This window comes from Variovorax sp. E3 (assembly GCF_016082275.1).
In the GTDB taxonomy this organism is placed as follows: Bacteria; Pseudomonadota; Gammaproteobacteria; order Burkholderiales; family Burkholderiaceae_C; genus Variovorax.
The window spans coordinates 1-20,059 of sequence record NZ_MOWM01000153.1 but is presented as its reverse complement, the minus strand read 5'-3'; the positions used below and the strand labels follow the sequence as shown (position 1 = coordinate 20,059).

The following is a 20,059-nucleotide window of genomic DNA, read 5'->3' as shown; positions in this document are numbered from 1 at the left end:
ATGGATACGCCGCCTTGCCCCCACCCCCACCCTCCCCCGGAAGGGGAGGGAGTCAAACCAATGCAGGGGGGCGGTGAGACGCCCAGCCGCACGCCTGGTCGTACGCATGCCCCAGCCGCAGCACCTCCAGGTCGGCATGGATCGGCCCCGCCAACTGCAACCCCATCGGCAACCCGCCCTCGCCGAAGCCCGCGCGCACATTCAGCGTCGGCAGCCCGGCCAGCGTGAACGGCGTGACGATTTCCATCCAGCGGTGGTACGTGTCGCTCTTCACCCCGGCGACTTCGGCCGGCCAGTGCAGCTCGGCGTCGAACGGAAACACCTGCGCGGTCGGCGCCACCACGAAGTCGAACTTCTCGAAGAGTTGCAGGAACGCGCGGTACACGTTCGAGCGGTACATCGACGCCTGGTACAGCGAGGCCGCATCCAGGTGCCGGCTCTGCTCGATTTCCCATTGCGCCTCGGGCTTGAGTTGCGCGAACAGTTGGGGGTCGCTCAGGTACGCGCCCAGCTTGCCGCCCACCAGCAGTTGCCGCAGCCGCAGCCACGCGCTCCAGTTGTGCTCGCGCGGCACGTCGAGCGTGCAGGGCTCGACCGTGCAGCCGATGTCGCGGAAGGTGGCGAGCGCCTTCTCGCCGAGTTCGCGCACGCCCGGCGCCAGCGGCAGGTCGGGCCAGATGCTGCCGAGCCAGCCGATGCGCAGGCCCTTGCCGTCGCCCTCGAGCTGCAGCGTGTCGGGCGAGGGCAGGGCGTGCGGCGACGACAGCGGCACGCGGCCGTCGAAGCCCGACTGCACCGCCAGCAGGCGCGCCGCATCTTCCACGGTGCGCGCCATCGGGCCGTCGCAGCCCAGTTGCTGGAAGAACAGTTCCTGCTCGGGGTCGCCGGGCACGCGCCCGCGCGAGGGCCGCATGCCGATCACGTTGTTGAAGGCGGCGGGGTTGCGCAGCGACCCCATCATGTCGCTGCCGTCAGCCACGGGCACCATGCCCAGGGCCAGCGCCACGGCCGCGCCGCCGCTGCTGCCGCCGGCGCTGCGGTCGGGCGCATAGGCGTTGCGCGTGATGCCGAACACCGGGTTGTAGGTGTGCGAGCCCAGCCCGAACTCGGGCGTGTTGGTCTTGCCGATGACGATGGCGCCGGCCGCCTTGGCGCGCGCCACGTGCAGGCTGTCGGTGCGCGCCGGCGAGCGCGGCGACAGCGGCGAACCCATCGAGGTCGGCAGGCCGCTGGCGTGGCTCAGGTCTTTGACCGCGAGCGGAAAGCCGTGCATCCAGCCGCGCCGTTCGCCGCGCGCCAGTTCGGCGTCGTGCGCGGCGGCCTCGGCCAGCAACTGCGCGGGGTCGCGCAGCGAGACGACGGCGTGAATTTCGGGTTCAGCGCCTCGATGCGCGCCAGCGAGGCGGCCATGACTTCGTGGCAGGACACGTCGCGCGCGGCGATGCGGCGGGACAGTTCGGTGGCGCTGAGGTCGAGCAGGGCGTCTGAGGGCATGGCAAGTGCGGGGTGGAGCGAATGGGCTGACAGTATGTGCCAGAGGCCGCCGCCGGGCCGCCCCAAGGCGGCCGCGCCTCCCCCCTGGGGGGTGGCGAGTTACACGCAGCGAAGCGAAGTGAAAAGCCGGGGGCGGACATAATCGCCGCGTATGGAAACAAAGTGGCTCGAAGACTTCATCAGCCTGGCGGAAACGCGCAGCTTCAGCCGCTCGGCCCAGTTGAGGCATGTAACCCAGCCGGCGTTCTCGCGCCGCATCCAGGCGCTCGAAGGCTGGGCCGGCACCGACCTGGTCGACCGCAGCTCGTACCCGACACGCCTGACGCCCGCGGGGCAGACGCTCTACAGCCAGGCCATCGAGATGCTGCAGTCGCTGCAGAGCACGCGCGCCATGCTGCGCGGCCACTCGGCCGCCGGGCAGGACGTGATCGAGTTCGCCGTGCCGCACACGCTGGCCTTCACCTTCTTCCCGGCCTGGGTCACGACCCTGCGCGAGCACTTCGGCCCCATGAAGAGCCGTCTCATCGCGCTCAACGTGCACGACGCGGTGCTGCGGCTGGTCGAGGGCAGCTGCGACCTGCTGATTGCCTACCACCACCCCTCGCAGCCGCTGCAGCTGGACGCCAACAAGTACGAGATGGTCAGCCTCGGCGAGGAAACCGTGGCCCCCTGGGTCAAGGCCGACGCCGACGGCGCGCCGCGCTACCGGCTGCCCGGCCGTCCGGGCCAGCCGCTGCCCTACCTGGGCTATGCGCCGGGCGCCTACCTGGGCCGCGTGGTCGACCAGTTGCTCAAAGAGTCGGGCACGGCCATTCACCTCGACCGCGTCTACGAGACCGACATGGCCGAAGGCCTGAAGGTGATGGCGCTCGAAGGCCACGGCATCGCCTTTTTGCCGCAGAGCGCGGTGCGCAAGGAAATCAAGGCGCGCAAGCTGGTGAGCGCGCTGCCGCCCGAGATCGACAGCCTGGAGGCAACGATGGAAATCCGCGCCTACCGCGAGCGGCCGACCGCGCCGGCGCCGGTCAAGAGCGGCACCGGCCGCGCCGCCAAGGCGGCGGTCCCCGACGGCCTGCAGCCCAAGCGCACGGCCGACGCGCTGTGGTCGTACCTGGTCGGTACGCAGCCGCCGCGCTGATCATTATTTGTGCACTGCACAATCTATAAATGCCGCGCATGAGCCTCCCCGCAAACGGCATTGGCACGGCGGCGCGGGGGCCACTACAGTCGCGGCAGTTTTTTGACGCCGCTGTCACAAGCACCATCCGGCACGCGCCACACGCGTGCTTTTTTAGCCGAGGAACCTGTATGAGCGCCAATTTCAGGACCGAACACGACTTCCTCGGCGAGAAGCAGATCCCTGCCGTCGCCTACTGGGGCGTACACACCGCGCGGGCGGTCGAGAACTTCGCCATCTCGGGCACCCGCATCTCGGCCATGCCCGACCTGATCCGGGCGCTGGCCTACGTCAAGAAGGCGGCCACCCGCGCCAACGCCGACCTGGGCGCCATCGACCGCGACCGCGCCGCCGCCATCATCCTGGCCTGCGACGACATCATCGACGGCAAGCTGCTCGACGAGTTCGTGGTCGACGTCATCCAGGGCGGCGCGGGCACCTCGACCAACATGAACGCCAACGAGGTCATCTGCAACCTCGCGCTGGAAAAGCTGGGCCACGAGAAGGCGCGCTACGACGTGCTGCACCCCAACGACCACGTCAACGCCTCGCAGAGCACCAACGACGTGTACCCCACGGCCGTGCGGCTGGCGCTGTGGTTCGCCATCGGCCGGCTGCTGGAGGCCATGGCCTCGCTGCGCCGCAGCTTCGAGGCCAAGGCGCTGGAGTTCAAGGACATCCTGAAGATCGGCCGCACCCAGCTGCAGGACGCCGTGCCCATGACGCTGGGCCAGGAGTTCCTGACCTACGCCATCATGATCGGGGAAGACGAGGCCCGCCTGAACGAAGCGCGCGCCCTCATCGAGGAAATCAACCTCGGCGCCACCGCCATCGGCACCGGCATCAACGCGCCGCACGGCTACGCCAACCTGGCCTGCCAGTACCTGGCCGAGCAGACCGGCGTGCCGCTCAAGCAGGCCGCCAACCTCATCGAGGCCACGCAGGACACCGGCGCCTTCGTGCAGCTGTCGGGCGTGCTCAAGCGCGTGGCCACCAAGCTCAGCAAGACCTGCAACGACCTGCGCCTGCTGTCCAGCGGCCCGCAGGCCGGCTTCGGCGAGATCCGGCTGCCGGCGCGCCAGGCCGGCTCGTCGATCATGCCGGGCAAGGTCAACCCGGTGATTCCGGAAGTCATGAACCAGGTGGCCTTCGAGGTCATCGGCAACGACATCACCGTGACCATGGCCTCCGAGGCCGGCCAGCTGCAGCTCAATGCCTTCGAGCCGATCATGGGCTGGAGCCTGTTCAAGAGCATCCAGCACCTGGGCAAGGCCTGCAACACGCTGCAGAAGAACTGCGTCGAGGGCATCGAGGCCAACCGCGAGTTCCTGGCCAAGCGGGTGCGCGAGTCGGTCACGCTGGTCACGGCGCTCAACCCGCTCATCGGCTACGAGAAGGCCGCGCTCATCGCCAAGACCGCGCTGGCCACCGGCGGGCCGATCGACCTGGTGGCCGAGTCGCTGGGCATCATGACCCGCGCCGAAATGGAGGCGCTGCTCGTGCCCGAGAATCTCACGCAGCCGGTTCGCCTGACGGCGGCACCGGTTCCGCCGGCCGCCGAGCCTTCGGGCACAAAGGCTGCTTAGTGAAAGTCGGACAATGCCAGGAGGCAGGATCGCACCAGGCTGGCGCCCCGATGCGCGCGGCCGGTGCAATGCGTGCATCGATGCACCGGGTTGGTCCGGGTATCACGCAAAATGTGAATGTCTAGAATTTCGTTGTATCTGTTTCAGTCACCCTCAGGAGTTTTCCTTTATGAAAAAACAAGTATTGGCATTGGCAATCGCGGCACTGGCCGCCGGTGGCGCGATGGCGCAGGCCAATGACACCCTGGCCAAGATCAAGGCTTCCGGCGTCATCACCGAAGGTGTGCGCGAATCCTCCGGTCTCTCCTATACCCTGGGCAACGGCCAGTACACCGGCTTTCACTACGACGTCTGCGCCAACATCATCAAGGACCTCGAGAAGGCCGCCGGCAAGAAGCTCGAAGTCAAGTACCAGCCCGTGACCTCGCAAAACCGCATTCCCCTGGTGCAGAACGGCACCGTGGACATCGAGTGCGGCTCGACCACCAACAACGCCACCCGCCAGAAGGACGTGGCCTTCGGCGTGACCACCTACGTCGAGGAAACCAAGATCGTCGTCAAGGCGAACTCGGGCATCAACTCGCTGGCCGACCTGAAGGACAAGACGGTGGCCACCACCACCGGCACCACGCCCCTGCAGACCGTGCGCAAGCAAAAGCGTGCTGAAAACCTGACCTTCAAGGAGGTCTACGGCAAGGACCACTCCGACAGCTTCCTGCTGCTGGAGACCGGCCGCGCCGACGCCTTCGTGATGGACGGCTCGATCCTGGCCGCCCTGGCCGCCAAGTCGAAGTCGCCCAAGGACTACAAGATCCTGAACGACGTGCTGGCCGTCGAACCCATCGGCATCATGATCCGCAAGGACGACCCCGCCTTCAAGAAGGCCGTGGACGACAGCATCAAGGCACAGGCCAAGTCGGGCGAGCTGGCCAAGCTCTATGACAAGTGGTTCATGAAGCCGATCCCGCCCGCAGGCGTGACCATCAACCTGCCGCTGGGCGAAGCCACCAAGAACGCCTGGGCGAACCCGAACGACAAGCCCGCGGAAGACTACGTCACCAAGGAATAAGCGTCGCGTCGCTGCGCGAATGACGCCCACCTTTCGCGGTGGGCGTTTCTTTTCAAGGGACTGGTTTTTTGAAGATGGTGAAGGAGTAAGAAAATGGGCAACTGGGATTGGCAGGTCTTCCTGCAAGACCCCGGGGGGGACTATCCGACCTACCTGCAGTGGATGCTGTCGGCCTGGGGCTGGACGGTGTCGGTCGCGCTGCTGGCGCTGATCGTCGCGTTGGTGCTGGGCTCGCTGGTCGGGATCATCCGCACGCTGCCTGACAGCCCGTGGCTCGTGCGCCTGGGCAATGCGTGGGTCGAGCTGTTCCGCAACATTCCGCTGCTGGTGCAGATCTTCCTGTGGTACCACGTGATTCCGGCGCTGATTCCCGTCATGAAGGGCGTGCCGAGCTTCATCCTCGTGGTGCTGGCATTGGGCTTCTTCACCTCGGCGCGTATCGCCGAGCAGGTGCGCTCGGGCATCCAGGCGCTGCCCAAGGGCCAGCGCTACGCGGGCATGGCGGTGGGCTTCACCACCGCGCAGTACTACCGCTACGTCATCTTGCCGATGGCCTATCGCATCATCATCCCGCCGCTCACGAGCGAGACGATGAATATTTTCAAGAATTCGTCCGTCGCGTTCGCCGTGTCGGTCACCGAACTCACCATGTTCGCCATGCAGGCGCAGGAAGAAACCTCGCGCGGCATCGAGGTCTACCTCGCGGTGACGGCGTGCTACGTGGTGTCGGCCCTGGCGATCAACCGCCTCATGGCGTTCATCGAGAAGAAGACCCGCGTGCCGGGCTTCATCGTCTCGGCCAGCAGCGGCGGCGGAGGACACTGACATGATGAATCTCGACCTGTCCTTCTACAACTGGGACGTCATCAGCAACTTCGTCGTCAAGGGCTTCTACTTCAGCATCATGCTGACGGTGGTGGCCACCATCGGCGGCGTGATCTTCGGCACCCTGCTGGCGCTCATGCGCCTGTCGGGCAAGAAGTGGCTCGATGCGCCCGCGGCCCTGTACGTCAACGGCATGCGAAGCATCCCGCTGGTGATGGTGATCCTGTGGTTCTTCCTGCTCGTGCCGGCGTCGTTCTATTCGCTGTTCGGCTCGGTGGGCTCCAACTACCGTTCCGAAATCTCGGCCGTGATCACCTTCGTCGCGTTCGAGGCGGCCTACTTCAGCGAGATCATGCGCGCGGGCATCCAGTCGATCCCGCGCGGCCAGGTGAACGCCGGCCAGGCCGTGGGCATGACCTACGGCCAGAACATGCGCCTGGTGGTGCTGCCGCAGGCCTTCCGCAACATGCTGCCGGTGCTGCTCACGCAGACCATCATCCTGTTCCAGGATACGTCGCTGGTGTATGCCATCGGCGCCTACGACATGCTCAAGGGCTTCGAGACGGCCGGCAAGAACTTCGGCCGCCCCATCGAGGCCTACCTGCTGGCGGCTGTCGTTTACTTCGTCATGTGCTACGCCCTTTCTTGGCTGGTGAAACGCCTGCACAAGAAAATCGCCATCATTCGCTGATTGAGTGGCTGAACCGGAGAGAAAGAAATGTCCGAAAAAATGATTGAAATCAAGAACGTCTCCAAGTGGTACGGCCCGGTGCAGGTGCTCAACGACTGCAACGTGAGCATCTCCAAGGGCGACGTGGTGGTGGTGTGCGGCCCGTCGGGTTCCGGCAAGTCCACGCTCATCAAGACCGTGAACGCGCTCGAGCCCTTTCAGAAGGGCGAAATCACCGTCAACGGCATTCCGCTGCACGACCCCAAGACCAACCTGCCCAAGCTGCGCTCCAAGGTCGGCATGGTGTTCCAGCACTTCGAGCTGTTCCCCCACCTGTCGGTGACCGAGAACCTCACGATCGCGCAGATCAAGGTGCTGGGCCGTTCGGCCGACGAAGCCAAGACCCGCGGCCTGAAGATGCTCGACCGCGTGGGCCTCATGGCGCACAAGGACAAGTTCCCGGGCCAGCTGTCGGGCGGCCAGCAGCAGCGCGTGGCGATTGCCCGCGCGCTGTCGATGGACCCGATCGTGATGCTGTTCGACGAACCCACTTCGGCGCTCGACCCCGAAATGGTCGGCGAAGTGCTCGACGTGATGGTGAGCCTGGCCAAGGAAGGCATGACCATGATGGTGGTCACGCACGAAATGGCCTTTGCCCGCAAGGTCGCCAGCCGCGTGATCTTCATCGACGTGGGCGGCCGCATCCTGGAAGACTGCCCGAAGGACGAGTTCTTCAACCATCCCGAGAACCGCCAGCCGCGCACCAAGGACTTCCTCAACAAGATCCTGCAGCACTGAACCGGCTGCCGCGCACAGAAAAAAAGCCACGCTGTTCACGCAGCGTGGCTTTTTTCATGCGCGCCCGGCGGTGGCGCCGTCTTCTCTACCCCGCCGCCACGATCACGTGCGCCGAGATCTTGCCGCTCACCGGGCCTTCGCCGTGGTTTTGGGCGATCGCCTGCGTCGCGCGCTGCGTGGCGAGCGGGAGCAGGCTGGCGTCGCGCGCCTCGATCTCGCTGCGCAGCGGCGTGCCCTGGCAATAGGCGGTGGCGACCTCGCGCGCCGACGCGGCGTGGCTCACCTTTGCGTGCGTCCGGATCTCGACGGCGGCGAAGCCCGCGCGGCTCAACTCGTCGCGGATCAGGGCGACGTCGTGGTAGCCGTGCGGCGTGCGGGCCAGGAAGCGCGGCGGGTCTTGCGGAAACACCGTGGCCACCGCGCGGGTGATCTCGTCGGCGAAGGCGTTCTCCTCGATGCGGTCCCAGACACTGAAGGCAAAGCGCCCGCCGGGCCTGAGCACGCGGCGCGCCTCGGCATAGCCGGCCACCCGGTCGGGGAAGAACATGGCGCCGAACTGGCAGCACACCACGTCGAACGACGCGTCTTCGAACGGCAGCGCCAGCGCGTCGGCCTGCCGCCATTCGATGCGGCTGTCCGGCCCCAGCCGGGTGGCGGCGTAGTCGAGCATGGGCTGGTTGAGGTCGCTCACCACGTAGCGCGCGCCGGCGCCGAGCAGCGGGGCCAGCGCCCGCGTGACCACGCCGCTGCCGGCGGCCGTTTCGAGCACCGCGCCGGGCGATGAGGCCGCGACGAGCGCCGCCATGTCGGTGGCGTAGCCCGCGAAGATCAGCGGGACCATCAGCGTGTCGTAGAACTTCGGGATCGAACCCGCGAACACCTTGTCGCTTTCAGCCATGGGACCTCCTGGACAGCCAGCTGCGAACGGCCTCCCCGAAGCGGCCACCATGGTGGTCGCACATGCCGCTCCCGTCAACGGTACCCTGCGGCGGCGCGTCTCGCGGCGAACTCAGGGCAGGCGGGCAATGTGCGCCGTCAGCAGGTCGAAGAACCCCTGCGCGTCGCCGTCGGCGATCCAGTTCACGTTGGCCGGCCGGCGCAGGCTGCCGTACCAGTCGGCCACCGTCTGGCCGAAGCCCATGCCTTCGCGGCTGTCGATCTCCACGTGGATGCGCTTGCCCTTGAAAAGCGAAGGCTGCAGCAGGTAGGCCGTGACCGTGGCGTCGTGCACCGGACCGCCGGGCATGTCGTAGTGCTTCATTTCCTGCGGCGCATAGGCGTCGAGGATGTCCGCGACGATCGCGCCGGCCCGATTGCCCAGCGCGCGCAGCCGCGCGATGCGCGCCTCGCTCGTGAGGATCTTGTGCGTCACGTCCAGTGGCAGCATGGTGATCGGCACGCCGCTGCGCAGCAGCACCGCCTCGGCCGCGTGCGGGTCGGCAAACACGTTGAACTCGGCCGTCGGCGTGATGTTGCCGCCGTTGAAATGCGCGCCGGCCATCAGCACCAGCTCGCGCAGGCCGCGCGCGATGTCGGGCGCCTGCTCGAGCGCCAGCGCGAGGTTGGTCTGCGGGCCGAGCATGGCCAGCGTCACGCTCTTTTCGGGCGCGGCGCGCAGCATGCGGACCAGGTAGTCGACCGCGTGGCCTTCGGCGAGCGGCGCGGCGGGCTCGTACACGTCGACGCCGGTGAGGCCTTCCTTGCCGTGGATGTTGGCCGCGTAGATCGGCGTGCGCTTCAGGGGGCGCAGCGCGCCCGCGTACACCGGAATGTCGGGCCGCCCGGCCCACTCGCAGGCCAGGCGCGCGTTGCGCGAGGTCTTGGCCAGTTGCACGTTGCCGGCCACCGTGGTCAGCGCCTGGAGCTTCAGCCGCTCGGGCGCGGCCATGGCGAAGAGCAGCGCGATGACGTCGTCGGCGCCGGGGTCCGTGTCGATGACGAGCGTGTGAGTGGCGGTGTCTGCGGTGTCTACGGGATGAGGCTGCGGCATGAAAGAGGCTCCTGGCGGGCGCTGACGGCGCGCCCCTGCCGGGCAAGTCTGCCAGAGCCCGGCACCGCTCAGCCCTTCAATCGCCGCGCGAAGAACGCCAGGATCTCGTCGCGCGCCGCCACCGTCGGCTGGCCCGCCTCGTCGATCAGGTGGGCCGTCACCACGCTGTGCGGGCTGGCGACCACCTGCGCGAAGAAGGGCGCGGTGTCGGTGCTGGCCGCGCTGTCGGGCAGCACGCGCGCCACAAAGCGCTCGCCCAACGCCTCCGCAAAGGCCGCGAAGCGCTGCGCCTTGCAATGCCTGTCGCCCTCGAAGCGGTAGGCCATGACCGTCAGGTCCTCGCGCTCCATGCGGGCGCGCACCGCGGCCAGTTCGTCGGGCGCCACGTTCATGGCGGCGGGCTGGTCCATGGGCAGCGAGGGCTGGCACATCACCGGCGCGAGCATCGCGGGCTCCAGCATCATCGACAGCGCGAAGTTGCCGGTGAAGCACATGCCGATCGCGCCCACGCCGGGGCCGCCGCATTCGGCATGCGCAAGCCGCGCCAGCGCGCGCAGCCACTGCGTGACCGGGCTCGACGCGTTGGCCGCGAAGGCGCGGAACTCCGCGCTCACGCAGGCGCGCTTGAAGACGGCCACGCCTTCTTCCGCGCCGGGCACCGCGCCGTCGCGGCCGAACAGCGACGGCATGTAGACCGTGAAGCCCGCGTCGCGCACCCAGCGGGCGAAGCGCGCCACGTGCGGGCTGATGCCGGGCATCTCGGTCATCACGATCACGGCGGGGCCCGTGCCCGTCAGGTAGACCTTCTTCTGGACGCCGTCCAGGGTGATCTGGCGCGCGGTGAAGTCGTCGAGCGGGTCGTCTTCGGTCAGGGGGTGGGCGGTGCGCGTGCTGGTCATGAGGGCTGGGATGTGCGTGGACGAGGCTTGTATTGGGCCGTTCGCGCCGCCAGAATGGCAGTGTCCAATTTGACTGTTTAAGGGCTGGATCAGACAGCCACGGAAATGCACGACTTCACAATCCTGGTGCTGCCCGGCGCCTTCAATTCCAGCGTTGCGGTCACGCTCGACATCCTCGGCGCCGCGCGGGCCGTGGCCCCACGTGCCGGCGTGGCGCCGCCGCGCTGGCGGTTGTGCTCGGTGCAGGGCGGCCCCGTGCGGCTGCAGGCCGGCATGACCATCGACACCGCGCGCCTGCCCGCCAGGTCGCGCGACGACCGCTCGACCTGGGTGGTGCCGGGGCTCGGGCTCAACACGCCGGGCGACATCCGCCGCTGCCTGGAGAGCGGCGATGCCGCCATGGCCGTCGCGGGCCTCGTGCGACATGCCAAGGCGGGCGGGCAGGTCGCGGGCTCGTGCTCGGCGGTGTTCCTGCTGAACGCGGCGGGGCTGCTGCAGGGCCGCCGCGCAACCACCTCGTGGTGGTACGCGCCGCTGCTTGCGCGCATGGCGCCGGGCTGCACCGTCGACGCCGACCGCATGGTGTGCGCCGACGGCCCCGTGGTCACGGCCGGCGCCGCGTTCGCGCAGACCGACCTGATGCTGCACCTGCTGCGCGAGCGCTGCGGCAGCGCGCTCACCGACCTGGTCTCGCGCATGCTGCTGATCGACGGTCGCCAGGCGCAGTCGCCGTTCATCGTGCCGGAGCTGCTGGCCAACGGCAACGACCTGGTGGCGCGGCTGGCCGCGCGGGTCGAGTCGGCGCTGCCCGATGCGCCGGCCGTGAGCGTGCTGGCGCAAGAGTTCTGCATGTCGCAGCGCACGCTGTCGCGCCACATTCAGAAAGCCACCGGCAAGAGCACGCAGGCGCTGGTGCAGGGCGTGCGGCTGCGGCGCGCCCGCGCGCTGCTCGAAACCAGCCGCATGACGGTCGAGCAGGTGGCCGGCGCCGTGGGCTACCAGGACGCCACCGCGCTGCGGCGCCTGATGAAGAAGATCGCGGGGGCGAACCCGAGCCGCTATCGCACTTGACGAAGCGCCCGGGTGCACCCCGGCGGGTCAGGTCAGGGGAACGAAATGCCCCAGACCACGCCCTTGCCCGCCACGCTTTCCGGTGCGCCCAGCACGCTGGTGCCGGGCACGACCGTGCCCGCAGTGATCGTGCTCGCGTTGTTGAAGATGTAGGCGTTGTTGTCGACGCCGCCCACATAGAGGCGGTCGTTCTTCGCATCGACGGCGATGGAACTGTTCACCGTGGACAGTGGGAGCCGGCTGAAGGTGCCCGGTGAATTGGCGGTGCTGGCGCCATTGATCGTGATGATCTCGCGCCCGTCGCCTCCCAGCACATACAGCCTGTTGCGTGCAACGTCCAGGGCCACGTCGGTGGCAAACATGTTGGTGCCGTTGAACAGCATACGCACCGGTGCGTTTCTTTCCGCGACCAACTCTTCGTAGACTGGATCGCCGGTCGGCTCCTTGCGCGCGGGCGTGAGCGTTGCAAGATCGAACACGCCGCCGATGCCGTCGGAGGTATAGACGAGCGAGCGGGTCGGATCGATCGCGAAGCGCATGAGCATCGAGGAGCGGATATACCAGACCTGGTAGGACGCGACAGGTCGCGTCTCCTGGGGCCCGATCGATTCGAGCGTGCGGATCTGGCCGTATGCGGCGCTGATGTTGCTGATCTTCACCAGCGCGCCATGCAGGCGGGACATGGGGCCGCCCAGCCAGAGCTCGTCGCGTTCGGCGTCCAGCACCATCGTGCTGAACGAGCCGAGTCCGGAGGACAGCACGTCGTACTGCGCCTTCGTGACGTCGCCCGATGCCTGGCTGGCCTTGGGGATCATCAGGATGCGGGTGCCCATCGAGATGTACAGCCGGTCGCGCTTGGCGTCGTAGGCCATGTCGCGCCCGACGCCCCCGGCGTTCTTGAACGCGTTGAGCGTTCGCATCTCGACGCTCTCGCCGGGCCCCGGGTTCGGCTTGGAGAACGACACGACCACGGACCTGTAAGGCAGCAGCGCGAAGGTCGTGTACGTCGACGCGACCGGTTCCGGCTGCGGCGTCGGCGCCGGCGTGCCCGACGTCGGCGGGGGCAGCAGTCCGATGCCTGCACCGCCGCCTCCTCCACCACCTCCCCCGCCTCCGCAGGAAATCAACAGCGTAGCCAGCGCTGCCGCGGCGGCGCTCTTCCATGGATTCAGCATTGCTCTCTCCCTCGTTGCTTGCTCGTTTGTTTGTTCGACTGCTTGCTTCTCGCCGCCGGCGGCTGGTGTGCAGCTCTGCGGCGCGGCGAGAAGATACCCGCGACGGGGTGCCGATGCAATGCGTGTTTGCGGCGAGCAGCGCATGCCGCAAATGAAAGAGCCCCGCATGCGGGGCTCCTGTGCGACTGCGAAGAGGCGCTTACTTCTTGCGCGCGGCAATCGCCTGCTCGGCCTTCGCCACCAGGTCGGCGCCCACGGTCGATTTCCACTTGTCGTACACCGGCCGCGTCGCCTTCACGAAGGCTTCACGTTCGGCCGGGGTCAGGCTCGTCACGGTCACGCCCATGCCCGCGATGTCTTTCAGCACGGGCTTGTCGGCTTCGACCAGGCCCTTGCGCGCGATGGCGATTTCTTCCTTGCCCGCGTCGACGGCGGCCTGGCGCACGATGGCCTGGTCGGCCGGCGTCCACGAGGCCCAGATTTCCTTGTTCACCACGAACACCAGCGGGTCGGCCACGTAGCCCCAGGTGGTCACGAACTTCTGGCCCACGTTCTGCATCTTCAGCACCGTGAACAGGAACAGCGGGTTCTCCTGGCCGTCGACCGCGCCGCTGGCGAGCGCGGGCTGTGCGTCGGCCCAGCTCATCTGCGTGGGGTTGGCGCCCAGCGCGGTGAACATGTCGGAGTAGATGGGCGAGCCCACCACGCGGATCTTCATGCCCTTGACGTCGGCCGGCGACTTGATCGGCCGCTTGGAGTTGGTGATTTCGCGAAACCCGTTCTCGCCCCAAGCGAGCGGCACCACGCCGGCCTTGTCGAGCGTCTTGAACATGTCCTTGCCGACCTCGCCCTGCGTGAGCGCGTCGATGGCCGCGTAGTCGGGCATCAGGAAGGGCATCGAGAACAGGTTGAGCTGCTTGACCTGCGGCGACCAGTTGATGGTCGAGCCCACGGCCATGTCGATCACGCCCTGGCGCAGCGCGCTGAACTCGCGCGTCTGGTCGCCCTGGATGAGCGAGACGCCGGGGTACAGCTTGATGTTGATGCGGCCCTGGGTGCGCTCCTTCACGAGGTCGGCCCAGATCTTTCCGGCCTGGCCCCAGGGTGTGGGCGGGCCGAGCACCAGCGACATCTTGTACTCGGGCTTGTAGGCGGCCTGCGCCATGGCGCCTGAAGAGAACATGCCCAGGGCGGTTGCGGCAGCGGCCAGGCCGAGCAGGGTGCGGCGGAATTTCATGAGAGGTCTCCTTGTGGTTTTGCGGAACGGACAGAAACGGATCAGTAGCCCAGCTTGTGCGGCAGCCACAAAGCCAGCTCGGGGAAGGCGATGACCAGCACCATCACCACGAACATCGAGAACAGCAGCCAGCCGACCCAGCGCACGGTCTCTTCCATGCGCACGCCGGCGATGCGGCACGACACCATCAGGTTCACCGCGAGCGGCGGCGTGAACTGGCCCAGCGCCACCTTCAGCGTGAGGATCACCCCGAACCACACCGGGTCCCACTTGTAGTACTGCACGATCGGCCACAGCAGCGGCACGAAGATCAGGAAGATCGACACGCGTCCAGGAACATGCCCACCGTGATCAGCAGCAGGATCAGCAGCGCCAGCACGCCGTATTCGCCCAGGCCCGAGTTCACGATGGCGTGGGCCACCGGATCGATCACGCCCAGCGTCGACAGCGAGTACGCGAAGATGCCCGCGAGCGACACCACGATCAGGATCACCGCCGACAGTTCGCCCGACTCGCGCAGGATCACGAACAGGTCGCGGACCTTGATCGTGCGGTGCACCACCATGCCCACGAACAGCCCGTAGAACACCGCCACCACGGCCGCCTCGGTGGGCGTGAACCAGCCCAGGCGCATGCCCCCGAGAATGAGCACCGGCGCCGCCAGGCCCCAGCTGGCTTCACGCAGGCTCTTCCAGAACGGCGGGCGCGGCAGCGCGGCTTCGAGCGTGCCCATGTGGTGCTTGCGCGCCAGCCACACGGCCGGGACCATGAGCGCCAGGCCGGCCAGGATGCCGGGGATCATGCCGGCCGCGAAGAGCGCGGGCACCGAGGCATTGGGCACCAGCACCGAATAGACGATGAACGCCACCGAGGGCGGAATCAGGATGTCGGTGGCCGCGGCGGCGCCCACCACGCTGGCCGCGAAGGGCTTGGGGTAGCCCGCGCGCGCCATCGCCGCGATCATCACGCCGCCCACCGCGGCGGCCGTGGCGGGCCCCGAGCCCGAGATGCCGCCCATGAACATCGCCACCGCGATGGTCACCAGCGGCAGCATGCCGGGCCCGCGCCCCACGATGGCAATCGCGAAGTTGACGAGCCGCAGCGCCACGCCCGAACGGTCGAAGATGGAGCCGACCAGCACGAACATCGGAATGGCCAGCAGCGGGTACTTGCCCAGGCCTGCGTAGAAGTTCTGCGGCACGGCAAGAAGGCCGAACCATTGCGCGTCGCCGTTGGCCAGCGCGATGCAGGCGGCGCCCGCCAGGCCCAGCGCGGCGCCGATGGGCACGCCCACCAGCATCATCACGACGAAGGCGACGAAGAGAAGCGTGGCGATCACTGTGCGTCACCCTTGCTGCTGTTGCTGCTCTTCTTCTTGTCGGTGCCGTAGGTGGTCTTGCGGCCGCGCCGGATCATGAGGCCCACCGCGCGCAGCGCGATGGCGAACGACACGATCGGCAGCCAGACCGAATACCTCCACGCCGGCAGCCCGATGCCCGGGGTGGTCTCTTCAAAACGGTAGTCGTCCCACACCATGCGCAGGCTGAGCGTGCCGATCAGCGTGAAGAGCAGGGCGATCATCAACGCGCCGAACTGCGCGAGCCGCTTGCGCCGCGCCATCGAGCCGCTCTCGGAGAAGTACTCGATGCGGATGTGCCGGTCGCGTGCCACCGCGCCGCAGCCCGCGACCATGGCCAGCATGATCATGAGGAACACCGAGAACTCTTCCGTCCATGCGAACGACGAGTCGGTGAAGTAGCGCACCAGCACGTTGGCGAAAGTGATGAGCGCCAGCGAGCCCATGATGATGACCGTGAGCCAGTCCTCGATGGCCAGAGGGACCTTGGTGGGTTCGTCGGCGGCTGGAATGTCGGGGGGGAGGGGGCTGGCGGCGTCCAGCGTGGGGCCGGACTCGGGTGGAGTTGTCATCGCGGGGAAGGTCAGTGAGGCAAACGCCATGTCACCGGGCGGACGCCGGGACGCGTTCCGTACACCTTGACAGGGAAACTGTTACCGATGCTAGGTGGTCGATGACCACTCATGCATCGGGGGTTTCCTTAGCCGGGTGGCTTGGGAAGGGGACTTTCGGGGGACGGGCAGTGGATAAGCAAGAATCCGGGGGCTGCTGTCGGCCGCGGTCGACTTTGAAGTCAACCTGCAGCCAACAGAAGCGTCGAAGGGTTCCAGAGCCCTTCATGACCAAAACCTACCCCCCGCTTGTTCGAGATGCCGACCTTTCGTCATGGATAAATTCTTGCTGCAACAGCAGGTGCTGGAACGGCTCGCCGAAGACCTGCTGCAAGCCGAGCTGGCAGTGCGGGCCGCTCATGAAACGGCGACTCACGAAGAGAACATCGCCGAAAACAAATACGACACTTTGGGACTTGAAGCCGCCTACCTGGCCACCGGCCAAGCTCGGCGCGCCGAAGCCATACGCCAGGCGATAGCCAACTGGCGCCGATTCCGCCCGCGTCCTTACGACGCGATCAAAGGCATACAGCTCGGCTCGCTGGTCTGCCTGGTCGATTCCGAAGACAAGCAGCAACAGCTCTTTCTCGGCCCGGATGGGGGCAGCATGAAGTTGGTCAGCGGCGCTCAGCTTGTTCAAGTCATCAGCAGCGAAGCCCCTTTGGCCAGGGCCATGTTGGGCAAATGCGAGGGTGACGAGGTGTCGATACAGCTCGCTCCAATCCGACAGCAGTTTGAGGTGCTGCGGATTCTCTAAGCCGCAAGCAAGTGCACGCCGAGTTGGTTGAGGTCAGCAGTTGACAGCAAGGGAGGCTCGGGAAACGCGACGTTATTTCCTACGCTGCATCTTCCGGCATGCCATCGGCACCAAATTCCACGCCGCGCTCTTCCAGCTTCGCGCGCGCTGCGTGGTGCACTACGCCACGTTTGCGCATATCGGACTCCAGCAGCCTGCGCAGGGTGGCCTGGCTGACGTTGGCATTGCTCACAACTTCCATTCGAACGCCCCAGAACTTGTCGTTCGCGAAACGATCCAGAATCTCTGCGTCTGCATCCGGATTCATGGCCGCTGTGGCGCGTATAGATTGGTTCGGGTCAGTCAGAAAGGGCTCCAGCTCAACTGCATTCGCTGCACCACTGGCGGCAACGTAGCGGCGCTCCTCTGCATTCTTCTGTTCGGCTGTCTTCTTGACCATTGCGCCCTCAAAGGGATGAAATGCATCTAGCTTCGCATACATCGTGGCGGATACATACGAATTCCGGCTGCGTCAGCCGGACAACCATCCGAGGTGGATCTGTCATCCAAGGATTCGAGTGACCGTTTCACACCCTCGACGATGACGGGTGTGAGCCCTCCACAATGCAACGCGCGACCGGCTACAGTCGGCCAGAACCGGACATTCGATAGATGACCACAATTCCCTTCTATCTAGAGGCTGATGTTGGGAGGCTTGTACTCGACATCCCCTACGCGCGACTCTTGAAGCCAAGTAGTGCGATGAGCTACTGGTCTTCGCTCTGCACTGATGCGAGAGAACTCGCTTCAGTACTGCATGACTATCCTCGCGTGAGATACGCTCCACTGGAACCCCTTTATTTGTGCGCCAGAGCGGTCGCGTCACTCGACGTGCACTTGGTGGAAGACCTTTCGACTCACTGGACATGGAAAGGAGTCGTCTGTGCGGCTTTCCTTTGTTCACTAAAGCCCGAAAAACAGTACCGCACACACCTGTTGAGCGCGCGTGACCATGCTCCGCACAGTCAGTGGTTGATCGACTTGGCGATAGGCGAGATCGACGGGTCAGCCATTACTGCTTACGAGCCGCATCAAGAATGCCTTCGCGAACTACGGGCGGTCATTGAAGGTATTCCCACACAGCGCGTGCCTCTACGACCTGGGCCCAAAAAAGGAGAGCTTTCTTTGCTCAGTTCCACTGCGAAGTCGATTACCAAAGCCTATAAGGTCGGCGGAGTCTCTGCAGCCCGCTCGGCGATTGATGAGTCGCCCTGGAAGCCATTTCTTTGACATCCCACGACGGCCCGGCAAACGTTCCGATGCAACCTGAAGGTGGGGTGTTTCGCCCCGGTGGTCGTGCCCAGCGACGCAATACAGTCAGAACCGGTTCTGACTACGTCCGGTTCGGAGAACGGTGACCGGCTTGCTTTGGGTCCGTTCACGACGGCGACGCGACCGGCTACAGTCGGCCAAAAACGAACATTCGAACAGAGCGCCTGCTGGCCTCAGCACGTCGCAGACAACGTCTCCATGAGCGATTTCAACCTCCTCACCATTTCCGCGGTTCAATCCCACATCGCGCCCGTGATTGCTACATGTCTCGGTGCGGATCGCTTCGCCGAGGTGAAGCCGCTTTACTGGGTCGACAGCAAGGATGCCCCTGTTCGCCGTGTCTTCGCCTACGCACAACTCAAAGGCGGAGTTATTGCCCCTCGGTGGGGGTATTCGTTCGATTTCGTGCCGCACCTCGTGGCGGGAAAGATGCAGTGGCATCGCACCGAGAAATCGGCAATCCTTGATGCGTTCATCGACGGACAATCCGCAGAACTCAACCTCTCGTACATGTGGGGTGAACAGGGCCTGCTCGACGGCATGACACACAGGCTTTCAAGCGCCGTGCGACAGGCGCAGGACTTCTGGCAGTTGGGTGCGCAAACGACTTCGGTCTACGACCAGGTTGTCGCGCTGAGTAAGCGCCCCGAAGCAGGCATGTACACACAGTTGCCAGTGGCAGCCGCGTTTTGCCATGCACTTTCAGGGCGCGAAGAAGATGCGCGGCGCGCGATGGCGGCCTATATCGATCGAGGAAATCCCCGCGAAGACACGGTGCCGAAGCTGTGGGCAGCGCTCGAAGGCGCGCTCGAATCGAGGCTTCGACCACAGCCGGTCTGAACCTGGCGACTGCCATCCGGCGTTTTCAAGGACCGTTAAGGCCCCCAATGCGCCGACGTGGGGACAGGCTACAGTCGGCCACAAGCGGAAGTTCGTCACGACCTTCCAGTTTTGCTGCCCATTGCCGACACCGGCATCCGACCGTTGGCTACATTCGCACGACAACCATGAGCCAGATGCACCGCTATCCCTACAACGAATTCATGCTCGAGTTGCCGGTCCATTGGAGGCAGTATGCAAACCCTGACCCGGCTGCAGTCGCATTTCATTCCGAGGAACTGGGGGCGTCGCTCATCGTCAGCGTGCAGTTTCTGACGATTGCCCACGACAAGGCCGAGGCTGTCGCGACGAACAATCTGGATGCTCGAATTGCCGCCCACGAAAAGCAGTACCCCGGTCGGGTTGAGACGTTGCGTCGGACCGTCCAAATGCACTCGGCGGGCAATGCACTGGAGACCTCCTACGTAGCCGAGGTCCAGGGTGAAGCGATGTTCCTGTATGTCGGCCACGTCACGCCACGAAAGATTCAGAGCGCATTGATGGTGACCAAGCCCGACCGACAAGCAGCGAGCTCCGTCTTCAACGCGACCATGCGGGGATACTTGCCCAAGACGCCTTGACTGCCTGCAGTCGGCCAGAAGGAGCCATCCGTTTTGATGGTTCGCTTTCACAGAAGGAAAGAGATGGATGCCCCTGAGCCGAGCGCGGCATGTAGAGAGGTAATTCGGGAATGGTCTACGCTTTCCGAGCTGGCGGACTTTGCCGAGCGACGGCAGGGTTACGGCAATAGCAATGGTGGGTTTGGTGTCATCTATCCGGAAGACTTGGACGAGTACGACATCAAGGTTGACGCCATTCAGATTCCAACCGGTTCGCTTCTTCTATATGGCTTTGCGTTCGCCATTCCTCCAGGATATGAAGTGCTCGTTGAGGAGAAGTTGTACCTTGGCACACTCATTGATGTCTTGTGGGAACGTGGGTTCACTGCTGATGCTGAAAGGGTCACTGCGCTGCTGAACAGGCAATGCCAGTCCTCCAGGTGATGCACAAAGAGGCACTGGCACTTTCTAAGCCGCCAGCCTGGTCGATGCCTCAGCGGGTCCACGCGCTAGAGTTACAGGCAGTTTTGAACGACCGCTTTTTGCCTTTTCGGATGTCGGCTTCGGGCCCAAAGCGGCTGTCCGCCTCCGCT

Annotated in this window: 19 protein-coding genes and 2 pseudogenes; 12 read left to right on the top strand and 9 right to left on the bottom strand. The window is 65.7% G+C overall.

Annotation, left to right across the window (positions count from 1 at the left end):
* Positions 1-52: 52 nt before the first annotated feature.
* Positions 53-1,494 (bottom strand): annotated as a pseudogene (locus BMG07_RS33470) (amidase).
* Positions 1,495-1,645: 151 nt separating this feature from the next.
* On the opposite strand from BMG07_RS33470, the gene BMG07_RS33465 reads away from it, so the two are divergent.
* The 6 genes from BMG07_RS33465 to BMG07_RS33440 all read left to right on the top strand — a co-directional run bounded on the left by BMG07_RS33465 (position 1,646) and on the right by BMG07_RS33440 (position 7,619).
* Positions 1,646-2,632 carry a LysR substrate-binding domain-containing protein gene (locus tag BMG07_RS33465; protein WP_198088110.1) on the top strand — a complete coding sequence of 329 codons (987 nt, stop codon included), beginning with the start codon at positions 1,646-1,648 and terminating at the stop codon, positions 2,630-2,632.
* 170 nt (positions 2,633-2,802) lie between these two features.
* Complete coding sequence (locus BMG07_RS33460) at positions 2,803-4,257, top strand: aspartate ammonia-lyase (protein ID WP_198088109.1); 1,455 nt, start codon at positions 2,803-2,805, stop codon at positions 4,255-4,257.
* Positions 4,258-4,426: 169 nt separating this feature from the next.
* Positions 4,427-5,326 carry an amino acid ABC transporter substrate-binding protein gene (locus BMG07_RS33455; protein WP_198088108.1) on the top strand — a complete coding sequence of 300 codons (900 nt, stop codon included), beginning with the start codon at positions 4,427-4,429 and terminating at the stop codon, positions 5,324-5,326.
* Positions 5,327-5,419: 93 nt separating this feature from the next.
* The gene (locus tag BMG07_RS33450; protein ID WP_198088107.1) at positions 5,420-6,151 is read left to right on the top strand and encodes an amino acid ABC transporter permease; all 732 of its coding nucleotides are present in this window, start codon (positions 5,420-5,422) and stop codon (positions 6,149-6,151) included.
* A gap of 1 nt (position 6,152) precedes the next feature.
* Entirely contained in the window at positions 6,153-6,842 is a 690-nt protein-coding gene (locus BMG07_RS33445) for an amino acid ABC transporter permease (RefSeq protein WP_198088106.1), read from the top strand.
* Between the two features lie 39 nt (positions 6,843-6,881).
* Positions 6,882-7,619 (top strand): amino acid ABC transporter ATP-binding protein, encoded by a 738-nt coding sequence (locus BMG07_RS33440; protein ID WP_198088112.1) that lies wholly within the window; start codon positions 6,882-6,884, stop codon positions 7,617-7,619.
* Between the two features lie 85 nt (positions 7,620-7,704).
* Here the strand turns inward: BMG07_RS33440 and BMG07_RS33435 are convergent, their stop codons facing one another.
* The 3 genes from BMG07_RS33435 to BMG07_RS33425 form a co-directional block, all read right to left on the bottom strand.
* Positions 7,705-8,517 (bottom strand): class I SAM-dependent methyltransferase, encoded by an 813-nt coding sequence (locus BMG07_RS33435; protein ID WP_198088105.1) that lies wholly within the window; start codon positions 8,515-8,517, stop codon positions 7,705-7,707.
* A gap of 111 nt (positions 8,518-8,628) precedes the next feature.
* Positions 8,629-9,609: a nucleoside hydrolase gene (locus BMG07_RS33430; protein ID WP_198088104.1), complete on the bottom strand. Its 981-nt coding sequence runs from the start codon at positions 9,607-9,609 to the stop codon at positions 8,629-8,631.
* Positions 9,610-9,677: 68 nt separating this feature from the next.
* Complete coding sequence (locus BMG07_RS33425) at positions 9,678-10,508, bottom strand: dienelactone hydrolase family protein (protein WP_198088103.1); 831 nt, start codon at positions 10,506-10,508, stop codon at positions 9,678-9,680.
* A gap of 105 nt (positions 10,509-10,613) precedes the next feature.
* On the opposite strand from BMG07_RS33425, the gene BMG07_RS33420 reads away from it, so the two are divergent.
* Positions 10,614-11,579, top strand: coding sequence for a GlxA family transcriptional regulator (locus tag BMG07_RS33420; protein ID WP_198088102.1), 966 nt, complete (start codon positions 10,614-10,616; stop codon positions 11,577-11,579).
* Positions 11,580-11,611: 32 nt separating this feature from the next.
* Here the strand turns inward: BMG07_RS33420 and BMG07_RS33415 are convergent, their stop codons facing one another.
* From BMG07_RS33415 to BMG07_RS33400, 4 genes and pseudogenes are all read right to left on the bottom strand, one after another.
* A complete protein-coding gene (locus BMG07_RS33415) occupies positions 11,612-12,922 on the bottom strand; it encodes a hypothetical protein (RefSeq protein WP_198088101.1) in 1,311 nt (436 codons plus the stop codon).
* Positions 12,923-12,953: 31 nt separating this feature from the next.
* Complete coding sequence (locus tag BMG07_RS33410; protein WP_198088100.1) at positions 12,954-13,991, bottom strand: DctP family TRAP transporter solute-binding subunit; 1,038 nt, start codon at positions 13,989-13,991, stop codon at positions 12,954-12,956.
* Positions 13,992-14,032: 41 nt separating this feature from the next.
* Positions 14,033-15,330: pseudogene (locus BMG07_RS33405) on the bottom strand (TRAP transporter large permease).
* Positions 15,327-15,920 (bottom strand): TRAP transporter small permease, encoded by a 594-nt coding sequence (locus tag BMG07_RS33400; RefSeq protein ID WP_198088099.1) that lies wholly within the window; start codon positions 15,918-15,920, stop codon positions 15,327-15,329. Before BMG07_RS33400 ends, BMG07_RS33405 begins: the two are co-directional and overlap by 4 nt.
* A 313-nt stretch (positions 15,921-16,233) precedes the next feature.
* Between BMG07_RS33400 and BMG07_RS33395 the strand changes: the two genes are divergently transcribed.
* Positions 16,234-16,716 (top strand): GreA/GreB family elongation factor, encoded by a 483-nt coding sequence (locus tag BMG07_RS33395; protein WP_198088098.1) that lies wholly within the window; start codon positions 16,234-16,236, stop codon positions 16,714-16,716.
* 79 nt (positions 16,717-16,795) lie between these two features.
* Here the strand turns inward: BMG07_RS33395 and BMG07_RS33390 are convergent, their stop codons facing one another.
* Positions 16,796-17,155: a hypothetical protein gene (locus BMG07_RS33390; RefSeq protein ID WP_198088111.1), complete on the bottom strand. Its 360-nt coding sequence runs from the start codon at positions 17,153-17,155 to the stop codon at positions 16,796-16,798.
* Positions 17,156-17,457: 302 nt separating this feature from the next.
* Here BMG07_RS33390 and BMG07_RS33385 point away from each other — a divergent pair, with 302 nt between their 5' ends.
* The 4 genes from BMG07_RS33385 to BMG07_RS33370 all read left to right on the top strand — a co-directional run bounded on the left by BMG07_RS33385 (position 17,458) and on the right by BMG07_RS33370 (position 19,910).
* Positions 17,458-17,985, top strand: a complete 528-nt coding sequence (locus tag BMG07_RS33385; RefSeq protein WP_269759638.1) for a hypothetical protein — start codon at positions 17,458-17,460, stop codon at positions 17,983-17,985.
* A gap of 240 nt (positions 17,986-18,225) precedes the next feature.
* Positions 18,226-18,867, top strand: a complete 642-nt coding sequence (locus BMG07_RS33380) for a hypothetical protein (RefSeq protein WP_198088096.1) — start codon at positions 18,226-18,228, stop codon at positions 18,865-18,867.
* Between the two features lie 167 nt (positions 18,868-19,034).
* On the top strand, positions 19,035-19,487 hold the full coding sequence (locus BMG07_RS33375; protein WP_198088095.1) for a hypothetical protein: 453 nt from the start codon (positions 19,035-19,037) through the stop codon (positions 19,485-19,487).
* Between the two features lie 63 nt (positions 19,488-19,550).
* Positions 19,551-19,910, top strand: coding sequence for a hypothetical protein (locus tag BMG07_RS33370; protein ID WP_198088094.1), 360 nt, complete (start codon positions 19,551-19,553; stop codon positions 19,908-19,910).
* The last annotated feature ends 149 nt before the right edge of the window (positions 19,911-20,059 follow it).

Bases quoted from the DNA above. Each gene is read 5' to 3' on its own strand.
- BMG07_RS33465 (WP_198088110.1), top strand. From the start codon at position 1,646: ATGGAAACAAAGTGGCTCGAAGACTTCATCAGCCTGGCGGAAACGCGC.
- BMG07_RS33460 (WP_198088109.1), top strand. From the start codon at position 2,803: ATGAGCGCCAATTTCAGGACCGAACACGACTTCCTCGGCGAGAAGCAG.
- BMG07_RS33455 (WP_198088108.1), top strand. From the start codon at position 4,427: ATGAAAAAACAAGTATTGGCATTGGCAATCGCGGCACTGGCCGCCGGT.
- BMG07_RS33450 (WP_198088107.1), top strand. From the start codon at position 5,420: ATGGGCAACTGGGATTGGCAGGTCTTCCTGCAAGACCCCGGGGGGGAC.
- BMG07_RS33445 (WP_198088106.1), top strand. From the start codon at position 6,153: ATGATGAATCTCGACCTGTCCTTCTACAACTGGGACGTCATCAGCAAC.
- BMG07_RS33440 (WP_198088112.1), top strand. From the start codon at position 6,882: ATGATTGAAATCAAGAACGTCTCCAAGTGGTACGGCCCGGTGCAGGTG.
- BMG07_RS33435 (WP_198088105.1), bottom strand. From the start codon at position 8,517: ATGGCTGAAAGCGACAAGGTGTTCGCGGGTTCGATCCCGAAGTTCTAC.
- BMG07_RS33430 (WP_198088104.1), bottom strand. From the start codon at position 9,609: ATGCCGCAGCCTCATCCCGTAGACACCGCAGACACCGCCACTCACACG.
- BMG07_RS33425 (WP_198088103.1), bottom strand. From the start codon at position 10,508: ATGACCAGCACGCGCACCGCCCACCCCCTGACCGAAGACGACCCGCTC.
- BMG07_RS33420 (WP_198088102.1), top strand. From the start codon at position 10,614: ATGCACGACTTCACAATCCTGGTGCTGCCCGGCGCCTTCAATTCCAGC.
- BMG07_RS33415 (WP_198088101.1), bottom strand. From the start codon at position 12,922: ATGCGGGGCTCTTTCATTTGCGGCATGCGCTGCTCGCCGCAAACACGC.
- BMG07_RS33410 (WP_198088100.1), bottom strand. From the start codon at position 13,991: ATGAAATTCCGCCGCACCCTGCTCGGCCTGGCCGCTGCCGCAACCGCC.
- BMG07_RS33400 (WP_198088099.1), bottom strand. From the start codon at position 15,920: ATGACAACTCCACCCGAGTCCGGCCCCACGCTGGACGCCGCCAGCCCC.
- BMG07_RS33395 (WP_198088098.1), top strand. From the start codon at position 16,234: ATGGATAAATTCTTGCTGCAACAGCAGGTGCTGGAACGGCTCGCCGAA.
- BMG07_RS33390 (WP_198088111.1), bottom strand. From the start codon at position 17,155: ATGGTCAAGAAGACAGCCGAACAGAAGAATGCAGAGGAGCGCCGCTAC.
- BMG07_RS33385 (WP_269759638.1), top strand. From the start codon at position 17,458: ATGAGCTACTGGTCTTCGCTCTGCACTGATGCGAGAGAACTCGCTTCA.
- BMG07_RS33380 (WP_198088096.1), top strand. From the start codon at position 18,226: ATGAGCGATTTCAACCTCCTCACCATTTCCGCGGTTCAATCCCACATC.
- BMG07_RS33375 (WP_198088095.1), top strand. From the start codon at position 19,035: ATGAGCCAGATGCACCGCTATCCCTACAACGAATTCATGCTCGAGTTG.
- BMG07_RS33370 (WP_198088094.1), top strand. From the start codon at position 19,551: ATGGATGCCCCTGAGCCGAGCGCGGCATGTAGAGAGGTAATTCGGGAA.